General features: G+C 70.4%; 18 protein-coding genes. 11 read left to right on the top strand and 7 right to left on the bottom strand.

From position 1 onward, the window contains the following. Positions 1-61: 61 nt before the first annotated feature. Positions 62-847 carry a phosphatase PAP2 family protein gene (locus GGQ59_RS02285; protein WP_183815439.1) on the top strand — a complete coding sequence of 262 codons (786 nt, stop codon included), beginning with the start codon at positions 62-64 and terminating at the stop codon, positions 845-847. Here GGQ59_RS02285 and GGQ59_RS02280 read toward each other — a convergent pair. The 3 genes from GGQ59_RS02280 to GGQ59_RS02270 are packed head-to-tail and all read right to left on the bottom strand — an operon-like array spanning position 844 to position 2,937. Further along, on the bottom strand, positions 844-1,134 hold the full coding sequence (locus GGQ59_RS02280) for a 4a-hydroxytetrahydrobiopterin dehydratase (RefSeq protein ID WP_183815437.1): 291 nt from the start codon (positions 1,132-1,134) through the stop codon (positions 844-846). The two genes, GGQ59_RS02285 and GGQ59_RS02280, sit on opposite strands and share 4 nt — an antisense overlap. After that, positions 1,128-1,835: an NAD-dependent deacylase gene (locus GGQ59_RS02275; RefSeq protein ID WP_183815435.1), complete on the bottom strand. Its 708-nt coding sequence runs from the start codon at positions 1,833-1,835 to the stop codon at positions 1,128-1,130. The genes GGQ59_RS02280 and GGQ59_RS02275 overlap by 7 nt, the downstream gene beginning before the upstream one ends. Positions 1,836-1,875: 40 nt before the next feature. Continuing rightward, a complete protein-coding gene (locus tag GGQ59_RS02270; protein WP_221400835.1) occupies positions 1,876-2,937 on the bottom strand; it encodes a class I SAM-dependent methyltransferase in 1,062 nt (353 codons plus the stop codon). Positions 2,938-3,104: 167 nt separating this feature from the next. On the opposite strand from GGQ59_RS02270, the gene GGQ59_RS02265 reads away from it, so the two are divergent. The 5 genes from GGQ59_RS02265 (at position 3,105) to GGQ59_RS02245 (ending at position 7,098) form a co-directional block, all read left to right on the top strand. Beyond that, a complete protein-coding gene (locus tag GGQ59_RS02265; RefSeq protein ID WP_183815433.1) occupies positions 3,105-4,142 on the top strand; it encodes a DUF1036 domain-containing protein in 1,038 nt (345 codons plus the stop codon). Beyond that, positions 4,139-4,870: a pyrimidine 5'-nucleotidase gene (locus GGQ59_RS02260; RefSeq protein WP_183815431.1), complete on the top strand. Its 732-nt coding sequence runs from the start codon at positions 4,139-4,141 to the stop codon at positions 4,868-4,870. Before GGQ59_RS02265 ends, GGQ59_RS02260 begins: the two co-directional genes overlap by 4 nt. 20 nt (positions 4,871-4,890) lie before the next feature. After that, the gene (locus GGQ59_RS02255) at positions 4,891-5,703 is read left to right on the top strand and encodes a 2,3,4,5-tetrahydropyridine-2,6-dicarboxylate N-succinyltransferase (protein ID WP_343074270.1); all 813 of its coding nucleotides are present in this window, start codon (positions 4,891-4,893) and stop codon (positions 5,701-5,703) included. A gap of 67 nt (positions 5,704-5,770) precedes the next feature. Continuing rightward, positions 5,771-6,124: a MarR family transcriptional regulator gene (locus tag GGQ59_RS02250; RefSeq protein ID WP_183815427.1), complete on the top strand. Its 354-nt coding sequence runs from the start codon at positions 5,771-5,773 to the stop codon at positions 6,122-6,124. Beyond that, positions 6,121-7,098, top strand: a complete 978-nt coding sequence (locus tag GGQ59_RS02245; protein WP_183815424.1) for a C40 family peptidase — start codon at positions 6,121-6,123, stop codon at positions 7,096-7,098. The genes GGQ59_RS02250 and GGQ59_RS02245 overlap by 4 nt, the downstream gene beginning before the upstream one ends. Before the next feature lie 3 nt (positions 7,099-7,101). Here the strand turns inward: GGQ59_RS02245 and GGQ59_RS02240 are convergent, their stop codons facing one another. Then, on the bottom strand, positions 7,102-7,293 hold the full coding sequence (locus GGQ59_RS02240; RefSeq protein WP_183815421.1) for a DUF4169 family protein: 192 nt from the start codon (positions 7,291-7,293) through the stop codon (positions 7,102-7,104). 5 nt (positions 7,294-7,298) lie between these two features. Continuing rightward, entirely contained in the window at positions 7,299-8,186 is an 888-nt protein-coding gene (locus tag GGQ59_RS02235) for a c-type cytochrome (protein WP_183815419.1), read from the bottom strand. A gap of 104 nt (positions 8,187-8,290) precedes the next feature. Between GGQ59_RS02235 and GGQ59_RS02230 the strand changes: the two genes are divergently transcribed. Next, complete coding sequence (locus tag GGQ59_RS02230; RefSeq protein ID WP_183815417.1) at positions 8,291-9,142, top strand: prephenate dehydratase; 852 nt, start codon at positions 8,291-8,293, stop codon at positions 9,140-9,142. Positions 9,143-9,882: 740 nt separating this feature from the next. After that, on the top strand, positions 9,883-10,902 hold the full coding sequence (trpS, locus tag GGQ59_RS02225) for a tryptophan--tRNA ligase (protein WP_183815415.1): 1,020 nt from the start codon (positions 9,883-9,885) through the stop codon (positions 10,900-10,902). Here the strand turns inward: trpS and eda are convergent. Together eda and pyk are read right to left on the bottom strand one after the other, a co-directional pair. After that, the gene (eda, locus tag GGQ59_RS02220) at positions 10,899-11,522 is read right to left on the bottom strand and encodes a bifunctional 4-hydroxy-2-oxoglutarate aldolase/2-dehydro-3-deoxy-phosphogluconate aldolase (RefSeq protein ID WP_183815413.1); all 624 of its coding nucleotides are present in this window, start codon (positions 11,520-11,522) and stop codon (positions 10,899-10,901) included. The genes trpS and eda overlap by 4 nt on opposite strands. Further along, positions 11,519-12,946 (bottom strand): pyruvate kinase, encoded by a 1,428-nt coding sequence (pyk, locus tag GGQ59_RS02215; protein WP_183815411.1) that lies wholly within the window; start codon positions 12,944-12,946, stop codon positions 11,519-11,521. The genes eda and pyk overlap by 4 nt, the downstream gene beginning before the upstream one ends. A 92-nt stretch (positions 12,947-13,038) precedes the next feature. On the opposite strand from pyk, the gene GGQ59_RS02210 reads away from it, so the two are divergent. The 3 genes from GGQ59_RS02210 (at position 13,039) to GGQ59_RS02200 (ending at position 15,307) form a co-directional block, all read left to right on the top strand. After that, positions 13,039-14,400 (top strand): ATP-binding protein, encoded by a 1,362-nt coding sequence (locus GGQ59_RS02210; RefSeq protein WP_183815409.1) that lies wholly within the window; start codon positions 13,039-13,041, stop codon positions 14,398-14,400. An 80-nt stretch (positions 14,401-14,480) separates the two neighbouring features. Continuing rightward, positions 14,481-14,948: a hypothetical protein gene (locus GGQ59_RS02205; protein ID WP_183815407.1), complete on the top strand. Its 468-nt coding sequence runs from the start codon at positions 14,481-14,483 to the stop codon at positions 14,946-14,948. Then, on the top strand, positions 14,945-15,307 hold the full coding sequence (locus GGQ59_RS02200) for a hypothetical protein (RefSeq protein ID WP_183815405.1): 363 nt from the start codon (positions 14,945-14,947) through the stop codon (positions 15,305-15,307). Before GGQ59_RS02205 ends, GGQ59_RS02200 begins: the two co-directional genes overlap by 4 nt. The last annotated feature ends 5 nt before the right edge of the window (positions 15,308-15,312 follow it).

The following is a 15,312-nucleotide window of genomic DNA, read 5'->3' as shown; positions in this document are numbered from 1 at the left end:
GAGAGATCCGAAGACGCGCCAGCATCGGTGAAGGACGAAGCACGGCGCCGGGTGCGCCGCGATGCTGAGCGCCGTCACCACGTTCGAGCAGTCCCTCTACGCCGCCATCGTCGGCTTTCGTGCGGCGCACCCCGCGCTTACTCCCTTGGTGGAGGTCATCGCGAACGCCTACCTCGTGAAGGGGACCTTCCTCTGCGCGCTCGTGCTGCTGGTCGGCCTCGACCGTCACCGGCGCTACCTGCACGGGCGGCAGCAATACCTCGCCAAGGTGATCCTCGGCGCCATCGCCGTGATGGCGGTCGCCCGTATCCTCCAGCACGCCCTGCCTCATCGGGACCGGCCGATCGCCGCCTTCGCGCCCGACGGGGCTTGGCTATGGACGGACTCTTCCTTCCCGAGCGACCACGGCGCGCTGATGGTCTACCTCGCCACCGCCGTCTTCTTGCGGAACCGGATCGTCGGGGCCTTCGCCATCGGCTGGGCCGCCGTCGTCATCCTGCTGCCGCGGATCTATCTCGGCTTCCACTACCCGACGGACATCCTCGTCGGCGGCTTGCTCGGGGCGGCGGGGGCTGTCGCCTTCTTGAACTTCCGCCTGTCGGGCCGTTCGGCCGCTCGGCTGAGGCTCATCGAGGCGCGGGCGCCCGCCGCGATCTACGCGCTCGGTCTGCTCTTCTTCTACCAGCTCGGGACGAACTTCGACGACGCGCGGCAGGTCGCGGCGACGAGCGTCGCCATCGTCCTCGACAGCGGCGAATCCGAGGCCCAGTTCGCAGGCCAGGCCGCCCCGCCCGAGGCGGCTGCCGAACGCGGGACGGGTTCGGCAGGCCTCCTGCTCGAGCGTTAGGCGGCGGCCGCGTCGATCACGCTCGCCATGGCGACGTCGCGCTGGCTCAGGCCGCCCGCATCGTGCGTGGCGAGCGTCACCTCGACCCGGTCGTAGACGTTGAACCATTCGGGGTGATGGTCCGCCTTCTCCGCATACAAGGCGATCCGCGTCATGAACGAGAAGGCCTCGGCAAAGCTGCCGAAGCGAAACGTCGCCTCGGCCGCGTCGCGGCCTTCGACCGGCTTCCAGTTCGGATGGTCGCGAAAGAACGCCGCGCGTTCGGCGTCGGACAGCCGCTCTACCATGTCATCTCCTTTGCGAAGGCGGGCACGATCTCGGCCGCTCGGCCGTAGCGGGCCTCGGTGAAGAGCCGCGCGTTCGCGGACGGCTCCAGGTTCAACTCGGTGCAGTCCACCCCTCGCGCCCGCGCCGCCGCGACGAGCCCGGCCGCCGGGTAGACTGAGCCCGACGTGCCGATCGAGACGAAGAGGTCCGCCTCGCCTAGCGCCGCCTCCGCCTCGTCCAGGTGGCGCGGCATCTCCCCGAACCATACGACGTGCGGGCGCATGGCGCCGGCGACGCCGCAGGACGGGCAGGGAATTTCGGTTCCAAGGTCGGCGGTCCAGACCGAGACGGTTCCGCACGCCACGCACGCCGCCTTGGCGAGCTCGCCGTGGACGTGAAGGACGCGGCGGCTTCCGGCGCGCTCGTGAAGGTCGTCGACGTTCTGCGTGACGAGGGTCAGCCTGCCGCCATTGGCCTCGAGCCGCGCCTCGAGCTCGGCGAGCGCGGCGTGGGCGGCGTTGGGCCGGACGCCCGGCAGCGCCCGCCGCCTCTCATTGTAGAACGCGTGGACCTTGCCCGGGTCGGCAGCGAAGCCCTCGGGCGTCGCGACCTCCCGCCAATCATATCGGTCCCAGAGCCCCCCTGCCGTGCGGAAGGTATCGACGCCGCTGTCGGCGCTGACGCCGGCACCGGTGAGGACGACGAGGGAGGGGGCGGACATGGCCCGGGTCGTGGGGAAGGCGCGCCGCCCGGTCAACGCCTCAGGGCCGCGCTTCGAGCACCATGTTGAACGGCCCCTCGGCCGCGCGCCCTACACGGCCGAAGCCGCCGGCGCGGATCACGTCGGACAGCTTCGCCTCGCCGGCCTGGGCGCCGAGCCCTTCGCCGACCTCCTGGTCGAGAGAGGTCGGCACGCAGATCATGGTCGAGGCGTTGTAGTAGAGGCGGCCGACCGGGTTCATGTTCTGCGATGGGCGGTCCCCGGCGATCGGCTCGACGACCATCCAGGTGCCGTCCGGCCGCAGCATGCGGCGGACCGCGGCGGCGCAGCCGCGCGGATCGCCCATGTCGTGCAGGCAATCGAAGGCGGTGACGAGGTCGAAGCCGCCCTCCTCGATCTCCTTCGCCGGGGCCGCTTCGAAACGGACGCGGCCTTCGAGGCCATGCGCTTGCGCGTGCCGACGGGCCTCCTCGATCGAGGGCGCATGAAAGTCGAAGCCGACGAAGCGGCTCTGCGGAAAGGCTTCCGCCATCAACACGGTCGAGAATCCCATGCCGCAGCCGATGTCGGCGACCGTCGCCCCCGCCTCGAGCTTCGCAAGGACGCCTTCCAGGGCGGGCAGCCATCCATGGACGATGTTGTTGACGTAGCCGGGGCGGAAGAAGGCGCCGGTCGCGCAGAACAAGCATCCCGCCGTGTCGCCCCAGCGCACGCCGCCGCCCTTGCGGAACAGCGTCTCGACCTTCGCCTCGCCCTCGATCATCGCAGCGACGAGGTCGAAGGCGCCGGGCAGGTAGACCGGGCTGTCCGGCACGGCGAAGACCATGGCCTGCTCGGGCGACAGGAAGAACGCCTCGGCCGCCTCGTCATAGGTGACGTAGCCGTTCGCCGCCTGGGCGAGCGCCCACTCGCGTACGTAGCGCGGCGTCAGCCCGCCCGCGGCGTCCGCCAAGCCCTCTGCCGTGAGCGGCCCTCGCTCCGCCAGCGTCTGGAACAGGCCGAGCCGATGGCCGAGCCGCACCGTCGGCACGCTGAAGGCGCCGCCGAGGTCGCCCAGCATCTTGCCGACGAAGGCGTGAAGCCTGTCTTCTTGGACCTCCATCACACTCTCCAACGCGATGGCAGGTTGATACTAGCATGAAACGCCGTCGCGCTCACCATCGATCGGCAGCGGCCGACGACCTGGGCGGGTCCGGTCTTGAACCGGCACCCGCCTTGGGAGAACATGCCGCCGGCGGGGGCAGGCCCGCGGGCTCATTCTGGCGAACGATGAACGCACGGCTCCTCCTCCGGCTCGCGGTGATCGCGGGCGCGCTCGCCTTGGGCGGCCTCGGCTCTGCGCGGGCGGAGTACAGCTTCTGCAACAAGTCGAGCTACGCGCTCTCGGCCGCCCTCGGCTATGTCAGCGACGACCGGCTCGTCACGCGGGGTTGGTGGCGCCTGCGCGCCGGCGAATGCAAGCGGGTGCTGACAGAGCCCGTGAAGGCGGGCCGCTACTACGTCTACGCCGAGGCGATCCCCGGTCACCGCGGCCCCTTGCGCAGCTGGTCGGGCACGACGCCCCTTTGCGTTCAGAACGACAGCCTCTTCACCCTGCGCGACCAGGACGTCTGCGCGGAGGATCCCAGGCGCCAGCGCGACTTCTTCACCGTGGACGTGACCGAAGAGGCGGGCGGGGCGTGGACGACCGAGTTCTCGGACGAGAACAACTTCACCGTCTTCGCGGCGCAGATCGCGGGCGTGCAGCGCCTCCTGCGCGACGTGGGCGCGTCCGAAGGCGACATCGACGGCTACCTCGGCAACGCGACGCGCAACGCGCTGCGCGGATACCGCCGCCAAAAGGGCCTGGGCGATTCCGGCATCATCAACGACACGGTCATGGACGCCCTCATCGCCGATGCGAACGCCCAGGACGCGCAGGTCGGCTTCTTCTTCTGCAACGCGACCCTGCTGCCGGTCTGGGCGGCCTTCGCAGGACCGCGCGGGGGCGGGGCCGAAGGCTACCGCTCGACGGGCTGGTGGCGCCTTGGCAGTCAGGAATGCGCGAAGGTGAGGCGGGGGGCCCTCGCTTCGGAGGCGTACTACGTCTACGGCGTGATGGAGGCGGAGGACCGCTCCGTGCCGCTCGCGGGCGGGGACACCGAGTTCTGCGTCGCCGCCGTCCAGTTCGACGCGAGCTCCGACGAGCCCTGCGACGAGGCTGGCTACCAGACCGCGAGCTTCCGCCGGGTCGACACCGAAGGAGAGGCCGCTTGGACCTTCCAGTTCACGCCGGAGCAGTTCAACCCCGAACGGGTCAACCGTTGAGCGGCCGAACCGGCTTTCAGGATCGCGACGTCTGGGTCTTCGACCTCGACAACACGCTCTATCCCGCCAGCTGCAACCTCTTCGCGCAGATCGACGCGAACATGACCCGCTTCATCGAGGACGAGCTCTCGATGCCGAGCGGCGAGGCGAGGAAGCTGCAAAAGGACCTCTACGTCAGCCACGGCACGACCCTGGCGGGCCTGATGGCCGAGCATAGCGTCTCTCCGCACGCCTTCATGGCCCACGTCCACGACATCGACCTGACGCCCGTCGAGCCGAACTCCCGCCTGCGTGCGGCGATGGCGGCGCTGCCGGGGCGCCGCTTCGTCTTCACCAACGGCTCGCTTCGCCACGCCGAGAACGTCGCGCGGAAGATCGGCGTCTGGGACCTCTTCGAGGGCGCCTTCGACGTCGAGGGCTGCGGCTGGACCCCGAAGCCGCACGAGGCCGCCTACGACGCCTTCCTCGGCGCCTTCGGGATCGAGCCGGAACGCGCCGTGATGTTCGAGGACATGGCCGACAACCTCCGCGTCCCCCACGCGCTCGGCATGACGACGGTCCTGATCCAGACCGATGCCGCCTGGTGCGAGGACGAGCCTGCGGCCAAGCGCCCCTCCCGCCCCGGCGAGGCCCCGATGCACGTCGATCACGCCACCTCGGACTTGACGGGCTTCCTCGAAGGGCTGACACGCGCCGCCCGAACGGCAGGGACGGAGGCGGCCTCGTGAAGCTCGAACAGGCACGGACGATCATTGAGGCCGGCTGGGAGAACCGCACGCGGCTCGACGACTGGCAGGCGCGCGAGGGCGACCTCGGCACCGCGGTCGAGACGGCGCTGGCCGCGCTCGACGACGGGCGGGCCCGCGTCGCCGAGCCCGACGGGCAGGGCGGCTGGACCACCCATCAATGGCTCAAGAAGGCGGTGCTCCTCTCCTTCCGCCTCGAATCCAACGCGCTCATCAAGGGCGGGCCGGGCGGCGCGACCTGGTGGGACAAGGTCCCGATGAAGACCGCCGGCTGGAGCGAAAGAGAGCACGCGGAGGCGCGCTTCCGCGCCGTGCCGCCCTGCGCCGTGCGCCACGGCGCCTACATCGCGCCCGGCGCCGTCCTGATGCCGTCCTACGTCAACATCGGCGCCCATGTCGGCGCCGGGACCATGATCGACACCTGGGCGACGGTGGGCTCCTGCGCGCAGGTGGGCGAGCGCTGCCACGTCTCGGGCGGCACCGGCATCGGCGGCGTGCTCGAGCCGCTGCAGGCGAACCCGACCATCATCGAGGACGATGTCTTCCTGGGCGCCCGCTCGGAAGTCGCCGAGGGCGTCATCGTGCGCCGCGGCGCGGTCATCGCCATGGGCGTCTTCCTCGGCGCCTCGACCAAGATCGTGGATCGCGAGACGGGCGAGGTCTTCCGCGGCGAGGTTCCGGAATACGCGGTCGTCGTGCCGGGCGCGCTGCCGAGCGAGAAGGGCGGGCCGAGCCTCGCCTGCGCCGTCATCGTCAAGCGCGTGGACGAGCGGACCCGCGCCAAGACCAGCGTCAACGAGCTGCTGCGCGACTGAGGCGTTTGGGCGCGCGATCCTGTCAAGTCCTTGTCAGGACTATTTTGTTTTTCTATCGAAATAGAATATGAGCCCGATCGACATCCTCCTTCCCTGGCGCGACGTGATGGCGGATACCGTCAGGCTCGATCAGCCCGACCTCTCGATGCGTCAGTGGGCGATCCTCCTGACCGTGTACCTCACGCCGGGACCCCACACCGTCCGGCGCCTCTCCGAGGACCTCGAAGTGCCGAAGCCTGCGATCAGCCGCGCCCTCGACGCGCTGTCGATCCACGGCTTCGTCCGCCGGGCGCGCGATCCCGGCGACCGCCGGATCGTCCTCGTGCAGAAGACGCCGGAGGGCTCGCTCTTCATCGACGCCTTCGCCCGCATCGTCGAAGAGCGCGACCGGCAGTCCGACCTGGGCGCCTACTACGGATGACCGACCGTCCTCAGCGCGATCCGGCCCCCGGCGCGCCGGGAACCCGGCCCGACCCCTTCTCCGCGAGGCTGACGCCCGCGCGGCCGGACGTCGCCGCGGACTACTTGCGCGGCAAGGTCGAGGCCGACCGGTTCGTTCGCGGCGAAGGGCGTCAGGTGACCGCCGCCGCCGCGGCCATCCGCCGGGAGCCGCGCGCCGACGCGATGCAGGAGACGCAGATCCTCTTCGGCGAGGTCTTCACCGTCTACGACGAGGCGGACGGCTGGGCGTGGGGCCAGGCCGCGCTCGACGGCTATGTCGGCTACGTCGAGGCGGCGGACCTGTCGGCACGGATCGACACGCCGACGCACCGCGTCGCCGCGCTGCGCACGCTCCGCTTTCCGCGGGCCGACCTGAAGGCGCCGCCGCTCTGCCTCTTGTCGATGAATGCCAAGCTCACGGTCACGGACCGGTCCGAGGACGGCAAGTACCTTCGGGACTCCCGCGGGGGTTGGGTCTTCGCCGATCACCTCCTGGAGCTGGGCCGCGCGCTGACCGACCCCGTCGCGGCGGCGGAACGGTTCATGGGCGCGCCTTACTTCTGGGGCGGCCGGGAGAGTCTCGGCCTCGACTGCTCGGGTCTGATCCAGAACGCGTATGAGGTCGCCGGGGTCGTCGTCCCGCGCGACGCGGACATGCAGGAAGTCTTCCTGTCGGCGCCCGAGCGGGGCGAGGAGCTATGGCAGCGCCGCTCGGGCGGGGACTGGCAGGGCGTCGCCTTGCGGCGGGGCGACCTCGTCTACTGGGTCGGGCACACCGGCATCATGGTGGACGAAGCGCGGCTCCTGCACGCCAACGCGACTCACATGGCGGTGACGATCGACCCCCTGCTCGCCATGGCCGAGCATCTGAACAGGGCCAAGGACAATCCCGTCACGCGAATCGTCCGGCCGAAAGCCCCTGCCGACATGCTGATCGAACGCACGGGCCTCTAGGCGCTAGGCCTCGTCGGGCCGGCCGATCGCGTGACCGTCGAGCAGGCGGTCCGCCGTCTCCCGTTCGCGCTTCGAGGCAGCCTTCTCGGCCTTGGTCCGCCCGTGCGACGCGCGGTTCACCGCGGCGTCGGCCTCCTTCGCGGCGCGGGCCTTGCGCTTGCGGGCGAGGCGCAGGTTGACGACCTCGCCCGCCATGCGGGTTACTGCTGCCCGCCCGGATTTCCGGCTTGCTCTTCGGCCGTCTGCGCCGCCTCGGCGTTGGGCAGGCCCTCGCCGCCGTCCTCGGCCGTGCCGCTCGTATCCTCACCGTCCGGATCGGAGCTACGATAGTCGGACTGCGCGTGGCTCTCGTCGCCGGGATAGCCCTCGTCGCCGGGATCGTTGCGCTGGTCTTCGGGCAGGACCGCCTCGCCCGGCAGGGCGGGACGCGACTCGACCGTGTCGGCCGCGCTCTCGGCGGCTTCGCTCTCCGCGGTGTCCTCTTCGGGCACGACCTCTTCGCCGGCGGGGGGCTCGACCGGGGCCGGCTCGGGGAAGGGCACGGGGTCGTCCGACAGCGAGCCTAGATAGGCGAGGATGTCCGCGCGCTTGTCCGCCTTGCGAATCTTCTGCGCCATCTGCGTGCCGGGAATGTAGCCCTGGCTGTTCTCGAGCAGCGCATCGAGCTTCTCGTAGGTCCAATCGCCGCCCAGGCCCGACATCGCGCTCGAGTAGGAGAAGCCCGGCACGCTCGCGACCTCGCGGCCGACGACGTCCCAGAGGTGCGGGCCCGTGCCGTTCGGTCCGCCCTTGTCGAAGCTGTGGCAGGACGAGCAGATCGCCGCGCCGCGTGCGCCGCGCTCCGCGTCGGCGCTCGCCATCAGCGTGCCGAGGTCGACGACGGGCTCTGCCTCGGTCTCGGCGGAGACCTCCAGCGTGCCGGGGAAGTAGACGACGCCGCCGGGGTAGGGGGCTTCTTCGTCGTGATGCGTGCCGAGGTGCGCGGCAAGCTCAGCGAAGGTCGTCACGATCACCGGCAGGCCGACGGCGAGGAGCAGCACGACCAGGATCGCAGCGGCCACCTTGTTCCCGAAGAGGGGGTCTCTCATAAGTCCAACTCGAATCTGGAGCGCGCCGAGCGCTTTGAAGGGTCCGGGTGCACCTAGCGGGGTGGCTCGGGCCGGGCAACGGGGCAGGAGCGCGCGGGGGCCTTATGGCAAAGATCGCCTATCAAGGAGAGCCGGGCGCCTTCTCGGACGAGGCCTGCCGGACCTACGCGCCGGACTTCGCGCCGATGCCGTGCCCGACCTTCGACGCGGTCTTCAGGGCCGTCGCCGAGGGACGCGCCGCGCGCGCCATGGTCCCGGTCGAGAACGCGATCGCCGGGCGGGTGGACGACGTCTACCGCCTCCTGCCCGATGCCGGCATGGCGATCCTCGACGAGCACTTCCTGCCCATCCACATGCAGCTCATGGCGCTGCCGGACGCGGACGAGGACGCGCTGACCACCGTGCGCAGCCACCCCATGGCGCTCAGCCAGTGCAGGGGCGTGATCGCGCGGCGAGGCCTGATCGCGGAGGTCGCGCCCGACACCGCCGGCGCGGCCCATGCGCTTTCGAGCCGCCCCGAGCCGAACGTCGCCGTGATCGCGCCGCGCGCGGCGGCCGAGGCCTACGGTCTGCGGATCGTGGAACGCGACGTGCAGGACATCGAGCGGAACGTGACCCGCTTCCTCACCCTGGCGCCGGAGGCGCAAGCGGTCTGGCCCGACCTCCTGTCGGGCCCCGTCCTGACGAGCCTCGTCTTCCGTGTGCGCAACATCCCCGCCGCGCTCTACAAGGCGCTCGGCGGCTGCGCGACCAACGCGGTCAACATGATCAAGCTCGAGAGCTATCAAGAGGACTCGAGCTTCCTCGCGACCCGCTTCCAAGCCGAGATCGAAGGACACCCCGACGACCCGCCCGTCCGGCGCGCCCTCGACGAGCTCGGCTACTTCTCAAGCGAGGTGAAGCTCCTCGGCGTCTTCCCGGCGGACCCCTACCGCGCCAAGCTGACGCGGTCCTAGCAAGCGCATCGCCGCCATCCGCAAGGCGCTGGCAGCGGTCGCAGGGGGGGCGGCGTAGGGCGGCTCGCGAAGCGTGCCGCCGCCTCTCCCTCTGGGAGAGGTCCAAATCTCCGATTTGGGGTGAGGGGAAGCGAGGGCGGTGCCAGGCGTCACCGCCGCTGGCCCTCACCCGTAGGGCGGTCGCCAATGGCGGCCGCGTGCCGCGACCGCCCGACGACTTATCCCCGCCCCCTTGGGCCCGTGCCATTCTCCCCGCGTCGCGGCAGGGCCGGGGCGGGGCGGACAGCTGACGTTCCTCCTGCCTGCCGCTGCGGGACCACGTGCTGAGGCGTCTGGTAGATGGAATGCTACCCACGTCCTCAGGCCAGACACGCGCCGGGCGAGCTGAAGAACGGCCCCGGCGGATCGCGCTGAGGAGCGTGGAGGGTCCCGTACCGCGCGTCAGGCTACGGTGTGGGACCCTTCACGCCGCAGCAACACCAAATCAAACCCTTCGCTGCGGCGAGCCGCGCGCGGGACACCCCGGACCATCGTACCACCGCGCAAGCGGAGGCGAACGGCTGCCTCGCTTCCGGTCTCGCTGGCCCCGCGCCGCTGGCGCCCGGGGCCGAAGGCCCGTGCCGCCAGCCCGCGCTCAAGCAGGCGGGCGGTCAGCCCGCCGGTAGCGCCACTAAGAATGCAGCGAGCGACAGCGCCACTAAAAACATGACAGCCCCGCTGGGACCTCCTATCCGCAGGCCATGACCGACGCCCCCACCCATCCCCCCCGCGTCTTCTCCGGCGTTCAGCCCACGGGGAACCTGCACCTCGGCAACTACCTCGGCGCGATCCGCAAGTTCGTCGGCCTCCAGCACGAGATGGAGTCGCTCTTCTGCATCGTGGACCTGCACGCGGTGACGGTGTGGCAGGACCCGAAGGCCTTGAAGGCGCAGACGCGGGAGATCGCGGCCGCCTACCTCGCCGCCGGCATCGACCCGGACGTCGCGACGGTCTTCCACCAGTCCGCCGTCCCCGAACATGCCGAGCTCGCCTGGCTCTTCCAGTGCGTCGCGCGGATGGGCTGGCTGAACCGGATGACGCAGTTCAAGGACAAGGCGGGCAAGGACAAGGAGCGCGCCTCGGTCGGGCTCTTCACCTACCCGACGCTGATGGCCGCCGACATCCTCGCCTACAAGGCGACGCACGTCCCCGTCGGCGAGGACCAGAAGCAGCACTTGGAGCTCGCCCGCGACGTCGCGGGCAAGTTCAACCTCGACTTCGGCGCGGAAGGCTTCTTCCCGCTGCCGGAACCCCTGATCCGCGGGGCGGGCGCGCGCGTGATGTCCTTGCGCGACGGCACGAAGAAGATGTCGAAGTCGGACCCCTCGGACCTTTCGCGCATCACGCTGACGGACGATGCCGACGCGATCGCGAAGAAGATCAAGAAGGCGAAGTCGGACCCCGATCCTCTGCCTTCGGCGGAAGACGGCCTCGAGGGACGGGCTGAGGCGCGCAACCTCGTCGGGATCTACGCGGCCTTGTCGGGAATGAGCGAGGCGGAGGTCCTGACGCGCTTCGGCGGCCAGGGCTTCGCGGCGCTCAAACCCGCGCTCGCCGACCTCGCGGTCGAGAAGCTGGCGCCGATCTCGAGCGAGATGCGCCGCCTGATGGACGATCCCGGCCACATCGACGCCGTGCTCAAGGCCGGCGCCGAGAAGGCGTCCTCGATCGCGGGGCCGATCCTTCGCGAGACGAAGGAGATCGTCGGCTTCCTGACCTAGAAGGCCGTGCTCTCGCGGGCGAGACGGGTCACCTCGGCCCAGTCGCCGCCCTTCGGCACGAGCCAGGAGCCGCCGACGCAGAAGACGTTCGGAAGCTTGAGGTAGGACGCGGCGTTGTCGGGCGACACGCCGCCCGTCGGGCAGAAGCGCACCTGGGGCAGGGGGCCGCCCAGCGCCTTGACGGCGGGCGCCCCGCCCGAGGTCTCGGCCGGGAAGAACTTGAGGCGCGTGAAGCCGCGTTCCATCGCGAACATGACTTCCGACGCGGTCGCGGTGCCGGGCAGGAGCGGGCAGCTTTCGAAGCGCTTCGCCGCTTCGTCCGCCAACGTCTCGGTCAGGCCGGGGCTGACGGCGAAGCGGGCGCCCGCCTCTTCCGAGCGGCGAAGGTCGCCCGGGGTGAGGACCGTTCCCGTGCCGACGACCATGTCGGGCCGCGCCTTGGCGATGGCTTCGGCGGCGGGCAGCGCCGCCTCGGTCCGCAGCGTCATCTCGATCGCGGTCACCCCGCCCTCGAGCAGGGCATCGGCGAGCGGCAGGGCGTCCTCCGCCCGTTCGATGACCACGACCGGCATGACCCGGGTGCCGGAGAGGAGTTCGTCGATGCGGCTCGCCTGGCTCATGCGCCGTCTCCGATGCGGATCAGCTTCAACGTGTTCGTCCCGCCGGTCCGCCGCGTCGGCATGCCGGCCAGCAGCACGATGCGGTCGTCCTCGTCGAGCGACAGCGTCCCCTTGGCGGCCTCGACGGCGGCGTGGGACAGCCCTTCGAAGTCGGGCTGCTCGTCCGTCAGGACCGGGATCACGCCCCAGGCGAGGGCGGTCTGACGCGCGGTCTTCGGCTCGGGCGTCAGCGCCAGGATGGGGGCCGCGGGCCGCAGCCGCGCGATGGTGTAGGCCGTGCCGCCCGTATTGGTGCTCGCCACGATGGCCTTGCAGTGCGTCGCCTCCGCCGCGAAGGCCGCGGACAGGGCCACCGCAGAGCCCGGGCTGTCCGCTGTCGGCTTGCCCGCCGCGCGAGACATGTCGGCCTGATAGTCTTCGGCCAGCGACGCCGCGCGGATGATCCGGGACATGATCGCGACGGCGGCCTCGGGGTGACGGCCGACGGCGCTCTCGGCGGAGAGCATGACGGCGTCCGCGCCGAGCATGACGGCCGCGGCGGTGTCCGACGCCTCGGCCCGCGTCGGGGTCGGCGCGTCGACCATGGACTGCAGCATCTGGGTCGCGACGATCACCGGCTTGCCGCGGGTCCGGGCGGCGCGGATGATGCGCCGCTGGGCCATCGGCACCTCTTCGAGCGGCAACTCGACGCCGAGGTCGCCGCGCGCCACCATGAGGGCGTCCGAGGCGTCGGCGATCGCTTCGATCTCCTCCATCGCCTGCGGCTTCTCGATCTTGGAGATGACCTTGGCGCGTCCGTCGATGATGCGCTTGGCGGCGAGGACGTCCTCGGCGGTCTGAACGAAGCTGAGCGCGACGTAGTCCGTGTCCTCCCTGAGCGCGAACTCGAGGTCGCGCTCGTCCTTCGCCGTCATCGCCGGGATCGGCAGGCGGCGGCCGGGGACGTTGACGCCCTTCTTGTCGGTCAGAAGGCCGGGTACTTCGACCTTGAAGACGATCCGGTCCTTGCCTTCCTCCGCGACGGAGAGGCGCAGATTGCCGTCGTCGAGCATGATGACGTCGCCGGTCTTGAGCGCGTCGAACATCTCCTGGTGCGGGATCGGGATGATCCCTGCGCCTGCCCGCTCGCCGAGCTTCGCCTCGACGAGGTCGCCATAGCGAAGCGTCAGCTGGCCGCCGTCGAGGCAGCCGACGCGGAGCTTCGGCCCCTGAAGGTCGGAGACGATCGGCACGTGCCGGCCCATCTCCTTCGCCACTGCGCGCAGGGCGTCGAAGCGGACCTTGTGCTCTTCGTGGCTGCCATGGCTGAAGTTCATCCGGAAGGCGGTCGCTCCGGCCTGAAGCAGCGCGCGGATGCGGTGGGGGCTGTCGCTCGCCGGGCCCATGGTGGCAAGGATCTTGGTGGTCGGTCTTTGGAGGGTCATCGGGACCTCGTTCTCGTCGGGGCGCGCTTAACGGCGGGACTGCTCGCGCCGCAAGCGCGTGACGCAAATTCGTTGACGCTTTAGGCTAAGGCATGTCCGATACAAGCAGCTCCGCCGCGCCGACCGAGCGCCCCGATTCCTACCGCAGCCGCGCGGGCGACTTCTTCTTCGTCGGCGCCGCCGGGATGATCATGCTGCTCGGCGCGGTGATGCTGTCCAACCTGCGGGTCGCGGCGGCCGTCGCGCTCGGGCTCACCTACTTCGCCGGCCTCTTCCTGCGCTACTACTCGCTGCGGGAGGCCGTGCCCGTCGCGCCGGGCGTCACCTTCAACGAGGAGCAGCTGCAGAAGTTCGAGCGCCTGCGCGCGGTCCTCAACGCGTTGCCGCAGCCCGTCATGCTGCTCGACGCCCGCGATCACGTCCAGCTGTCGAACCCGGCCTGCGCCCGCATGTTCGGCAAGGACGTCGCGCACAGCCACATCTCGACCGTGATCCGCGCGCCCGCGGCCCTCGATGCGCTTCCCGCCGCGCGTAGCGGCGGTACGGCCCGGGAGGTGGAGTTCGTACTGCCCGGCCCGCGCGAGCGCAGCTGCCTCTTCTACGCCGCGCCGCTGCCGGGCGGGGAGCCCGCCAACCGGGGTCGGCTCCTCGTCATGGTGCGCGACCGCACGGCGCAGAAGAAGCTCGAGAAGATGCGCACGGACTTCATCGCCAATGCGAGCCACGAGCTTCGCACGCCGCTCGCCTCGCTGCTCGGCTTCATCGAGACGATCGAGAACCACGCCAAGGACGATCCGGCCGCGCAGAAGCGGTTCTTGGGCATCATGCGCGCGCAGACCGAAAGGATGCTGCGCCTCGTGCGCGACCTGATCAGCCTCTCCGCGATCGAGCTGTCGGAGGCCGAGATGCCCGCCGAACGGGTCGATCTGACGGAGACGGCCCGCGCGGTCTGCGACATGCTGCTGCCGATCGCCGGGGAGGGCGTGCTGCACGTCGAGGCGGACGGCCCGGTCACGATCCTCGCCGACAGGGACGAGGTCATTCAGGTGATCCAGAACCTCGCCGACAACGCGGTCAAGTATGGGGGCGAGTTTCCTTCCGTCACGATCGGCGTCGGGACGGGGGCGCCGCCCACCATGCCGGGCGCTCTTCGAAGCGGCGATACGCTTCACGCCGTCGCCGTTCGTCTGGGCGTGCCCGAAGCGCAAGTCGCCTGGGTTCGCGTCGCGGACCAGGGCGAGGGCATTCCACGCACGGACCTGCCGCGGCTGACCGAGCGCTTCTACCGCATCGATGCGGAGAAGAGCCGGAAGAAGGGCGGCACGGGGCTCGGCCTCGCCATCGTCAAGCACATCGTCCAGCGGCACCGCGGCGGCATTCAGATCGAAAGCGTCGAGGGTCAGGGTTCGGCCTTCATCTGCTTCTTCCCGCCGGCGGCACTCGCCCAGAAGTAGCAAGAGGCAAGCACTTCTTTACTTGGTTGTAAGGCCCTCGCGCTACACGTGGCCCGTGTAACGAGGAGCGGGGTGCCGACATGATCCGAAGATTTCTGCCAGCGGTTGCGTTGGTGCTTACGACGCCGGCGGCGGCGCAGACGGGCCTGACCTTCACGGGGACGGTCCTCGACAGCTGCACGGTCATCGCCGGAACGCCCGGCGTGCTCGGCACCGCGAACGGCAACACGCTCCTCTCGAGCGAAGTCGTCGGGGGCATCCCGAGCCTCGCGACCGTCGCTGCGACCGGGCTCGGCTACGAGCTGTCGGTCGAGGCGCCGACGGCCTTCGACCTCGCCCCGGCGGGCGCGGCGACGGGCACGACCTTCTCCGCCAGCTTCGAGACGTCGGGCGCGACGCTGGTAGGACGCATCGTCGCCGGCCTGACCGCCTCGGTCGCGCTCGGAACGACGTTCCTGACCGTCGATGCGGAGGCCGCCCGCCCGGGCGACGTCTTCCCTGCCGGCGCCTACGCGATGACCGCGACCGTGCGGTGCGCGCGCCCGTGACGAACCTTCCTCTCCTCGCGGCGATGCTGATGCAGGCGCTCTCTCCCATGGAGGGCCAGGTGCACGCCTTCGGCGAGGCGGCGGCGCTCCGCGTCACGGTCGTCAATCCTTACGAGGCCCCCCATCGCTTCTCGATGGAGGCGTTCGGCGAGGACTGGGCGCCGCTGACGGACGTCGCGCCGCGCAGCATCCTGATCGGACCGGGGGACAGCGCCGTCGTCACTCTCTTCGTCCCGGCACGTGAGACGCAGAGGCGGACCGTCCGCCTCTGCGCGACGTCCGGCGCGCTCGCCCGGCAGGGCTATGCCATCAGGGGGCAGGTATGCGGCAAGTACGTCGTCTCGCGTTTGCATTCGTAAGCCTG

The organism is Parvularcula dongshanensis (assembly GCF_014199615.1).
Classification (GTDB): Bacteria; Pseudomonadota; Alphaproteobacteria; order Caulobacterales; family Parvularculaceae; genus Parvularcula; species Parvularcula dongshanensis.
This window is presented reverse-complemented; position numbering and strand designations above follow the sequence as displayed.

What these genes read in the sequence shown, in the direction of transcription:
- GGQ59_RS02265 (WP_183815433.1), top strand. Translation starts at nt 3,105, where the DNA reads ATGAACGCACGGCTCCTCCTCCGGCTCGCGGTGATCGCGGGCGCGCTC.
- GGQ59_RS02230 (WP_183815417.1), top strand. Translation starts at nt 8,291, where the DNA reads ATGGCAAAGATCGCCTATCAAGGAGAGCCGGGCGCCTTCTCGGACGAG.
- eda (WP_183815413.1), bottom strand. Translation starts at nt 11,522, where the DNA reads ATGAGCCAGGCGAGCCGCATCGACGAACTCCTCTCCGGCACCCGGGTC.
- GGQ59_RS02245 (WP_183815424.1), top strand. Translation starts at nt 6,121, where the DNA reads ATGACCGACCGTCCTCAGCGCGATCCGGCCCCCGGCGCGCCGGGAACC.
- GGQ59_RS02275 (WP_183815435.1), bottom strand. Translation starts at nt 1,835, where the DNA reads ATGTCCGCCCCCTCCCTCGTCGTCCTCACCGGTGCCGGCGTCAGCGCC.
- GGQ59_RS02240 (WP_183815421.1), bottom strand. Translation starts at nt 7,293, where the DNA reads ATGGCGGGCGAGGTCGTCAACCTGCGCCTCGCCCGCAAGCGCAAGGCC.
- GGQ59_RS02285 (WP_183815439.1), top strand. Translation starts at nt 62, where the DNA reads ATGCTGAGCGCCGTCACCACGTTCGAGCAGTCCCTCTACGCCGCCATC.
- GGQ59_RS02205 (WP_183815407.1), top strand. Translation starts at nt 14,481, where the DNA reads ATGATCCGAAGATTTCTGCCAGCGGTTGCGTTGGTGCTTACGACGCCG.
- GGQ59_RS02280 (WP_183815437.1), bottom strand. Translation starts at nt 1,134, where the DNA reads ATGGTAGAGCGGCTGTCCGACGCCGAACGCGCGGCGTTCTTTCGCGAC.
- GGQ59_RS02235 (WP_183815419.1), bottom strand. Translation starts at nt 8,186, where the DNA reads ATGAGAGACCCCCTCTTCGGGAACAAGGTGGCCGCTGCGATCCTGGTC.
- GGQ59_RS02210 (WP_183815409.1), top strand. Translation starts at nt 13,039, where the DNA reads ATGTCCGATACAAGCAGCTCCGCCGCGCCGACCGAGCGCCCCGATTCC.
- pyk (WP_183815411.1), bottom strand. Translation starts at nt 12,946, where the DNA reads ATGACCCTCCAAAGACCGACCACCAAGATCCTTGCCACCATGGGCCCG.
- GGQ59_RS02270 (WP_221400835.1), bottom strand. Translation starts at nt 2,937, where the DNA reads ATGGAGGTCCAAGAAGACAGGCTTCACGCCTTCGTCGGCAAGATGCTG.
- trpS (WP_183815415.1), top strand. Translation starts at nt 9,883, where the DNA reads ATGACCGACGCCCCCACCCATCCCCCCCGCGTCTTCTCCGGCGTTCAG.
- GGQ59_RS02250 (WP_183815427.1), top strand. Translation starts at nt 5,771, where the DNA reads ATGAGCCCGATCGACATCCTCCTTCCCTGGCGCGACGTGATGGCGGAT.